The sequence below is a fragment of the Candidatus Accumulibacter vicinus genome (assembly GCF_000584955.1).
GTDB lineage: Bacteria > Pseudomonadota > Gammaproteobacteria > Burkholderiales > Rhodocyclaceae > Accumulibacter > Accumulibacter vicinus.
On record NZ_JDSS02000011.1, the window covers coordinates 87,200 to 94,983 of the forward strand.

Below are 7,784 nucleotides of genomic sequence, written 5' to 3' on the forward strand. Positions count from 1 at the left end.
CTGGCCAGGGCCGCACAGGCGCTGCGCGAAATGCCCTGGCTGCCGCTCGGCAGCCAGGGCAAGCTGGACGGCATCGACTGGGAAGTGATCGGTTTCATGCGCCGCAGCAGCCGCTCGCAGGGCGGCGATGATGCGTGGTCGGAATATCTGTTGTTCAACGGGCAGCAGGGTTTTTCCTGGCTGATCGAATATCAGGGCCACTGGAATCATGCGCGCACGCTTTCCAACCCGCCGTCGGTCGGTCACGGGCAGACGAAGTTCAAGTATCAAGGAAACGAGTTCAGGCTCTACAACCATGGCTCGGCCGAGGTGATCTATGTCGTCGGCGAGTTCTACTGGCGGGTTGCCGTCGGCGAGACCTGTGCCGTTGACGATTATGTCTGTCCGCCGCGGATGTTGTCACGCGAGGTGACGGCGAAGGAGGCGAACTGGTCACAGGCCGAGTATCGGCCGGCCGACGAGATACGTGCCGCTTTCGGCGTCAAGGCGCCGCCGCCCCGCCAGATCGGAGTCTATGCCAACCAGCCGAACCCGCTGCTGGAAAGGCATCGCCGCGCTTGCCGACTGTTCTGGCAACTGGCGCTGGCAGCGACCGTCGTGCAGCTTGTTTTCGTGCTGTTCTTCGCATCGCAGTCGGTACTCAAGCAGCGCATCGTGCTTTCGCCACAGAACGAAGAGGCGACGCTGAGCAGCCAGGAATTCGTCCTAAACAGCCGCGCACGCGCGCTGCAGGTCCGCCACAGTACGGATGTCGCCAATAACTGGCTATCGGTGAACACCACCCTGGTCGAGAAGAACAGCGGCGAGGCTTACCTGGGAATGCAGGAAATCAGCTACTACCAGGGCGTCGATGACGGCGAGAGCTGGGCCGAGGGTTCGGCGTCCGATGAAATGGTGTTCAAGGCCGTGCCGGCAGGCACCTACTACCTGGTCATCGAGTACGAACTCGGGAAAGACAATGTGTCGGCAGTGGTCGACACCCTGGAGGTCATTCGTGACCCGGTGGGCTGGTCGAACTATGTGCTGCTGCTGATCTTCCTGGTGATCTTCCCCTTGTGGTCGCGTTGGCGGAAGGCGGCTTTCGAGGCACGGCGCTGGAACGAGAGCGACCTGGGTGGCGAGGCAGACTGAGGTGCGATCGCCATGATCAGGAGCAACTGGATCGTCGGCCTGCTGGCATTGCTTTTTTTCTCGTATGCCCAGTATCAGGGCTGGAGTCTCTTTGCCCAGGACGCCGCCACCCAGACCGCACGCGTCGCCGGCAGCGGACGCGGCTATCACAAATAAGGACAAGCGCTTGGCGCAGATTCAGTTGAAATCCCGGATACGCACTTCTTCGCGAGGCGGCGCACCGCGCGCGACCGTCACGCGCAGAATGTCGATCGTCCGGCCATCCTGGGTGGCGACGATGAAACGCCAGTCGCCAGGCGGAGGATTGAGTACCCATGAGTAGCCTCGAAAGCCACGATCGCGGCCGCCAGTGCTCTGGAAAGGCCGGCGGTAGACCACCCGCCAGCCAGTGGCGGCATGGACTTCCCAGCGGTGTTCGAGGGACGCGGTCACCCCGAGTGGCGCGAACACCGCCGATACGCCGTACAGACGGCCGCCTTCCGGCACATGAACGGTGCTCGCCTGATCGCGCCACCATTGCCACCACGCCGCCCGCTCGATTTGCAGCGTGTAATTGCCGTCCGCCTGCACGAACTCCTGTCCGACCGCCATTTGCCGCTTGACCAGCGGCACCGGCGCAATCATGTCGAGGCTGAAGGCCAGCGTCAACAGCGCAGCCAGGCTCCAGGCCGGGCCGCTGCGTCCCGGTCGTCCCGGTGCCAGCCAGCGCAGGAGCAGCGTCAGGAGCAGGCCGGTGGCCGTCGATGCGTAGAACCAGAGGGGATTCAGGCTGCCCAGGGCATGCGGCAGCGCGAAATTGAAGAGCAGGATCGCATTTAGCGCAAACAAGGCCCAGGTCAGCGTGAAGCGCTGCCCGTAGTGGTCGCCGGCAAACTCGTTGCCGATCAGGAGTGCACCGAGAAAGGCGGCGGTGAGCCAGGTGCCGAGGTGTCCGGAACTCTTGAAGTAGAGAATGAACAGCGCCGAGAAAATCCCCCCGAAAAAAAACTGCAGCAGGAGATAGGGCGCCTGCCAGATGAGCGAGCGAAAGCGGGCGCGCAGCGACTGATCGGCCTCCGGCGCCGCGACCCCGAGCGCGCCACGGCGCGCCAGCCAGAGCGTCAGCAGCGCGGCGCCAAGCAGGAAAGCTCCCAGGCGCCAGAAGTCGACGACCCGGATGCGCTGGCCGATGGTCAGCGCATCCCAGACGAAACCGCCGAGAAAGGCGGCCACCGGATAGAATTGCCGCAGGAGAGTCCAGATCTGGATCGAATTCATGGAATCCATTGCCCACCGGCAGGCCGGCAATGCGCACGCTCCCGTTCGGTCACCGCTGCTCCACGCTTGCCGGACGCCGCCTACGTGACCCGGAAATAGGCAAGCTGAGCGCGCAAATCGCTGGCCATGGCGTCGAGTTCGGCGGCACTGTTGGCGTTCACGTGCATGGTCGCCGTCGTCTCTTCGGCCATCTGCGATACCTGTTCGACGTTGCGAGCGATATCGTTGGCAGCAACCGCCTGCTCGTGGGTCGCATTCGCCACCTCGCCGGCACGGCTGCGCGATTCGGCGGCTTCCCCGCTGATCGATTGCAGCATCCCGGCAACCGCATGGACTTTGGCCAGGGCACGGTCGGTCTTCGGTGTCACTTCCTGCATGCCATCGACCGTCTGCCGGGTTTCGCTCTGGATCTGCTCGATCACGTACGTTCCGAACCGGTTTCGGTCTGGCCGGCCAAGGCCGACACCTCGTTGATACTGACCGTGACTTCTTCCAGCGCTGCTGCCGACGCCGAAGTGGCCTGCGCCTGCGCTTCGGCGGCCCGGCCGATTTCGGCGGCCGCGGTGGACAGGGCTGATGCGTTGCGCGACAGACCCCCCGCGGTCTGATCAATCTGGCCGAAGACCTGCGCCAGCCGGCCCTGCATCTCGGCCAGCGAGGCCAGCAGGCTGGCCCCCCCACGGCTCCCCAAGGTCACCTTCTGCGTCAGATCGCCGGCAGCGATGCGGCGCGTCACCTCGGCGGCGTAGCTGGGCTCGCCACCGAGTTGTCGCAGGATGCTGCCGCCGACCCGCCAGCCCAGGAGGCCCAGGAGCAGGAGCAGCGCCAGGGAGATGCCACCGAGCCTGAGGAACTGCTGCCGAAACTCGCTATCGACATCGTCGATGTAGATGCCGGTGCCGATGACCCAGCCCCAGGGTTGAAAGCCCTTGACGTATGAGAGCTTCGGCACGCCGGGACCGCCCGGTGTTCGTATCCATCGATACTCGACGAAGCCGGCGCCGCTGGCTTTGACAGTGTCCACGAACTTCTGGTACAGCGGCGCCCCCGCGGCATCCTTGCTGCCCGAGACATCAGTGCCCTCGACTTCCGGCTTGATCGGGTGCATGACCGAGCGCGGATGCATGTCGTTGATCCAGAAATAGTCGTTGTTGCCATAGCGGGCGACCCGCAGCGTTTCCTTTGCCGACTGCTGGGCCTGTTCGAGAGTCAGCCTGCCGGATCTGGCCTCCTTGTCGTAGAAGGCGAATTGCGTCAGAGCATATTCAACCAGGTTCTTGACCTTGTTCTTGCGGTCCTCGAGCATGCTGGTGCGAAGCTGAAGCGACGCGGCGATGGTGAGCAACAACAAACCCGCCAGGGACAGCCCAACCAGCACCTGAATTCGTACCGAAACGCGCCAAGAATCGAAGGTCCACATGTTCGTTCCTTTTCTGGAAATCGTGAGGAATTGTCGAGGGTATCTGCCTGCGGCAGTTGATAAGGGTTTATCCTATGCTGCCTGCTGTTGCAGCTTCCGGCTTCGCGGGCAGCGTCGCCGCGGCCTTTCGGCACCCTGAGGAAAAGGCCGGGAGGCGGCCAGCCTGTATCTGATCAAGCCATGCATAAACCCCTTTTTCTTGCCGCCCTGCTGTTCGCCCCGCCTGCTGCCGCCGTGGTACCACAATTGCAGGCGCCTGCGGAAGTGCGCGAAGTGTTGAGCAGCTACCTGGAAATCGGCGATGTCGCCGATGTTCCGGCGCAGGCGGCGTTCGAGCGCCGGATGCAGCGCGAGGTCGCCAGGCTGCTGGCAACCGAAGGCTATTTCTCGCCGCACGTCGTGCTGCGCCCGCACGACGGCAAGTTGCTGCTGGCGGTCGATCCCGGCCCGCGCTCGCTGATCGGCAGTGTACACATCGAGATTGTCGGCGATCTCGACCCCGAGTGGCAAAAATCGTTGCTGCGGACCTGGAAACTGCCCGTTGGCCAGCCCTTCCGGCAAGCCGACTGGGACGAGGCCAAGCAAGCCTTGCTGGCCGAACTGCTGGCGGTCGATTACGCGGCTGCGCGCCTGCAGGACAGCCGTGCCGAGGTCGATCCCGAAGCGCACCGGGTCGAACTGACGGTCGTGGTGGCAAGTGGTCCACGCTACCGCTTCGGCGAACTCCAGATCAGCGGTCTCAAGCGCTACCCGGAGGAACTGGTCAGGCGCTTCAATCGCGCCGTCAAGCCCGGCGAACCCTACCGCGAGGACAAGCTGCTGGCTTTGCAGGCGGCCTTGCAGAGTACGCCCTACTTCTCGTCGGTCAGCGTTACCCTCGAACGTGACAGTAATGCTGCTGCGACGTCCGCAGATGGCCGGGTGAGCGCGCCGGTGCACGTGCACCTGCGCGAGCGCGCCCCTTACCAGTTGAGCTTGGGTGCTGGTTACAGCACCAACACCGGCGCTCGTGTCGAATCCGCTTATCGGAGCAGTGATCTTTTTGGCCGCGCCTGGGAGCTGCATACCGGCGTTCGTATCGAACAATTGCGTCAGACGGCCTACACCGACGTGTTTTTTCCGCCCGATGAAGGGCAGCGTCGTGACGGTGTCGGTACGGCAGTCGAGCACTCCGACATCGAGAACCTGGGCATCCGCCGTTTCGCCGTCGGGGCCACGCGACTGCAACAGTACGGTAGCGTCGAGCAGCGTTTGGGAATCAACTGGCAAGAAGAACGACAGTCGCCGCAGGGTGCGCCGTCCACCACCGCGCGTGCCCTGACCGCACAACTCGGCTGGACCTGGCGGCACGCCAGGGATCCGCTCGATCCCGCCGAGGGCATCTCCCTGCAGTTTCAGTGGGGTGGCGGGAGCAAGTCACTGCTTTCCGATCAGGACTTTGTCCGGACCTATCTGCGCTATAGCCAGGGGATTCCGCTCAGCGCCAGCGACGCGCTACTCTTTCGCGGTGAGCTGGGGGTCACTTTTGCGTCATCCGTACAGGGCATCCCACAGGATTTCCTTTTTCGTGCCGGTGGCAGCAACTCGGTACGCGGCTACGCCTATCAGAGCCTTGGCGTCAAACAGGGCGACGCGACCGTCGGCGGACGTTACCTGGCGACGATCAGCGGCGAATACACGCACTGGCTCAACCCGACCTGGGGTGCGGCGGTTTTTGTCGATGCCGGCAACGCGGTCGACAATCGCCAGGCGATCGACCTCGCGGTCGGTTATGGTGTCGGCGCACGCTGGCGAAGTCCGGCCGGACCGCTCGGCATCGACCTCGCCTATGGCCAGCGCGAGGGCAAGCTGCGGCTGGATTTCTCGCTGGCGATTCCCTTTTGAACGACCTTGGAGCGATAAGCGACGGAATGACTGCCGCACCGCCCGCCTCGTCGCAGAAATCGCCGCCACGCTGCTCCTGGCGCGGGTGGCTGGCCGTGCTGTCGGTCTTGCTGGCGCTGCTGGCCGGGACCGTCTGGCTGCTCGGCAGCGCGGGGGGGATGCGCGCCATCTGCCGGATGATCGAAGGGCTGGCTGCTGGCCAGCTCACGCTGACCGAGCCGGCAGGCACGCTGCGCGGGCCGTTTTCCCTGCAGTCGCTGCGCTGGCGGGATGAGACGCTGGATCTCCAGGTACAGGACCTGCAGGTCGATTGGCACCCGGTCGAGCTGTTGCGCGGCCGCTTGGCGGTGGGCTCTCTCAAGGTGGCGAGCCTGCGGGTAGCCCATGCCGGCAGCAGCGAAGCCACGCGGCTGCCCGACAACCTGGCATGGCCGCTGTCGGTCGAAGTCGGGCAATTGAGTGTCGGGCGCATCGAAGTTGGCGAGTACGCCCATCCGGACGGGAAGGCGGTGACGGTTGCCGAAGCGGTCGAGGCGCCACTGTCGAGCGATGGCCTGTTGCACCGATTGCCTCATTTGCAGGCGCGTATTGGCGGCCTGAAGGTCGTTGCTGAAGCGTCGCTGGCCGCCGAGCCACCCTTCGCACTGACCGCCAAAGCCGGCATCGAAGGCGATGCTGCCGGGCGAGCGCTCGCTTTCGATCTGACTGCCGAGGGGCGGCTTGAGGACTTTGTCCTGCAAGGCCGTGCGCGTGCAGGCGTGACTCAGGCGAGTGAACACTTCGCTGGCGAAATCGCCGCGCGGATCACTCCGTTTTCGCCACAGCCTGTTCTTGGTGCGGTGATCCAGTTTTCGGCCGTCGACCCTGCAGCCTGGATCGACGGTGCGCCGCAGGCCGCGCTCGATCTGCGTGCCGAACTGGAGCCCCTGGGCAAGGCCTCGGCGGGTCTGGGCGGGCGACTGACGGTGGTCAATCGACGTCCGGGACCCGTCGATCGGCAGCGCCTGCCCGTGGCATCGCTGCAGGCCGACCTCGCTCTCGAGGAAAACGGGTTGCATCTGGCGAATCTCGATGCCCGTCTGTCTGGTGGCGGGCGTCTGCAGGGTAGTGGCCGCCTGCATGCGGATGAACTGGCACTGCGTCTGGCGGTGACTTCGCTGGACGCGAGTGCGCTGTACAGCAGTCTGCGCCGTACGCAGCTCGCTGGCCCGCTGCGTGTCACGCTGGGTTTGAACCGCCAGCGACTCGAAACCGAATTGCATGATGCGCATTTCTCGATCCACAGCAAACTGGCGATTCATCCCGACGAAATCGCCGTCGAGACACTGCGGTTGCTTGCCGGCGACGCCCAGCTGCTTGCCAGCGGCCAGGTCGCGCGGTCGGAGAGTGGCCGGTTTGCCGTGCAGGGAACATTGCAGAATTTCGATCCCAGTCGTTTCGCCAAGCTACCCGCAGCGCACCTCAATGCCGAGTTTGCTGTGCAGGGCAGCCGCCATCCACAGCTCGCGCTGGCACTCAGTTTTCAATTGAAGAACAGCCGCTTGGGAAAGGCAGCACAGCTGGCCGGCAACGGCGAAATCGATCTCGCCGGGCAACGCTTGCGCAAGGCGGATGTCGAGCTGACTGCAGCCGGCAACCGACTGTCGGCAAAAGGCACGTTCGGCGCCGTCGGCGATCAACTGACCGTGCTGGTCGCCGCACCCAGGCTCGACCCGTTGGGTATCGCCGGCGAGCTCAACGGCCGCTTCGTGCTGAGCGGCAGCATGCAGGTGCCGGAAGTCTCGGCCGATCTGCAATCGGCGCACCTGGCACTGCCGGGCTTCGGACAGCTACGCGGGCTGACGCTCAGCGCCCGCCTCGGCAACGGCAATCAGGGCGAGCTGTCTGGCATGTTGCGCCTGGCGGGACTGGACCTGTCGGACGGGGAAAGCGTCGTGCGCGACGTGATGATCGACGCTGAAGGCGTGCGCAGCCAGCACCGCCTGCACGCACAGCTCAGCCTGCCGGCGCAAGGCCATCGACGCGAACTGCGCTTGCTGCTGGCAGGCGGTTTTGCCGCGCAAGCTGTCGGCATGACCTGGGCCGGTACGCT

The 7,784-nt window shown here is 64.6% G+C and carries 7 protein-coding genes; 4 read left to right on the forward strand and 3 right to left on the reverse strand.

The genetic code is table 11. The features are described 5' to 3' along the window. The coding region (locus tag CAPSK01_RS03215) for a DUF4178 domain-containing protein (protein ID WP_273702999.1) at positions 1 to 1,131 on the forward strand (1,131 nt) is incomplete at its 5' end. A 12-nt stretch (positions 1,132 to 1,143) separates the two neighbouring features. Next, positions 1,144 to 1,287, forward strand: coding sequence for a hypothetical protein (locus tag CAPSK01_RS21650; protein WP_273703000.1), 144 nt, complete (start codon positions 1,144 to 1,146; stop codon positions 1,285 to 1,287). Positions 1,288 to 1,308: 21 nt separating this feature from the next. On the opposite strand, the gene CAPSK01_RS03220 is transcribed toward CAPSK01_RS21650, so the two are convergent. The 3 genes from CAPSK01_RS03220 to CAPSK01_RS03230 all read right to left on the reverse strand — a co-directional run bounded on the left by CAPSK01_RS03220 (position 1,309) and on the right by CAPSK01_RS03230 (position 3,808). Then, positions 1,309 to 2,388, reverse strand: coding sequence for a DUF2914 domain-containing protein (locus CAPSK01_RS03220; protein ID WP_273703001.1), 1,080 nt, complete (start codon positions 2,386 to 2,388; stop codon positions 1,309 to 1,311). A gap of 80 nt (positions 2,389 to 2,468) precedes the next feature. Continuing rightward, a complete protein-coding gene (locus tag CAPSK01_RS03225; protein ID WP_034922405.1) occupies positions 2,469 to 2,810 on the reverse strand; it encodes a hypothetical protein in 342 nt (113 codons plus the stop codon). After that, on the reverse strand, positions 2,807 to 3,808 hold the full coding sequence (locus CAPSK01_RS03230; protein WP_273703002.1) for a cache domain-containing protein: 1,002 nt from the start codon (positions 3,806 to 3,808) through the stop codon (positions 2,807 to 2,809). Before CAPSK01_RS03230 ends, CAPSK01_RS03225 begins: the two co-directional genes overlap by 4 nt. A 180-nt stretch (positions 3,809 to 3,988) precedes the next feature. On the opposite strand from CAPSK01_RS03230, the gene CAPSK01_RS03235 reads away from it, so the two are divergent. Further along, the gene (locus CAPSK01_RS03235; protein WP_034922409.1) at positions 3,989 to 5,692 is read left to right on the forward strand and encodes an autotransporter assembly complex family protein; all 1,704 of its coding nucleotides are present in this window, start codon (positions 3,989 to 3,991) and stop codon (positions 5,690 to 5,692) included. Positions 5,693 to 5,718: 26 nt separating this feature from the next. Further along, positions 5,719 to 7,784 (forward strand): hypothetical protein (locus CAPSK01_RS21655; RefSeq protein ID WP_273703003.1); only part of this gene is annotated, 2,066 nt, incomplete at its 3' end.

Excerpts from the sequence above, each read along its gene's own strand:
- CAPSK01_RS03235 (WP_034922409.1), top strand. The coding sequence starts at position 3,989 with ATGCATAAACCCCTTTTTCTTGCCGCCCTGCTGTTCGCCCCGCCTGCT.
- CAPSK01_RS03220 (WP_273703001.1), bottom strand. The coding sequence starts at position 2,388 with ATGAATTCGATCCAGATCTGGACTCTCCTGCGGCAATTCTATCCGGTG.
- CAPSK01_RS03230 (WP_273703002.1), bottom strand. The coding sequence starts at position 3,808 with ATGTGGACCTTCGATTCTTGGCGCGTTTCGGTACGAATTCAGGTGCTG.
- CAPSK01_RS21650 (WP_273703000.1), top strand. The coding sequence starts at position 1,144 with ATGATCAGGAGCAACTGGATCGTCGGCCTGCTGGCATTGCTTTTTTTC.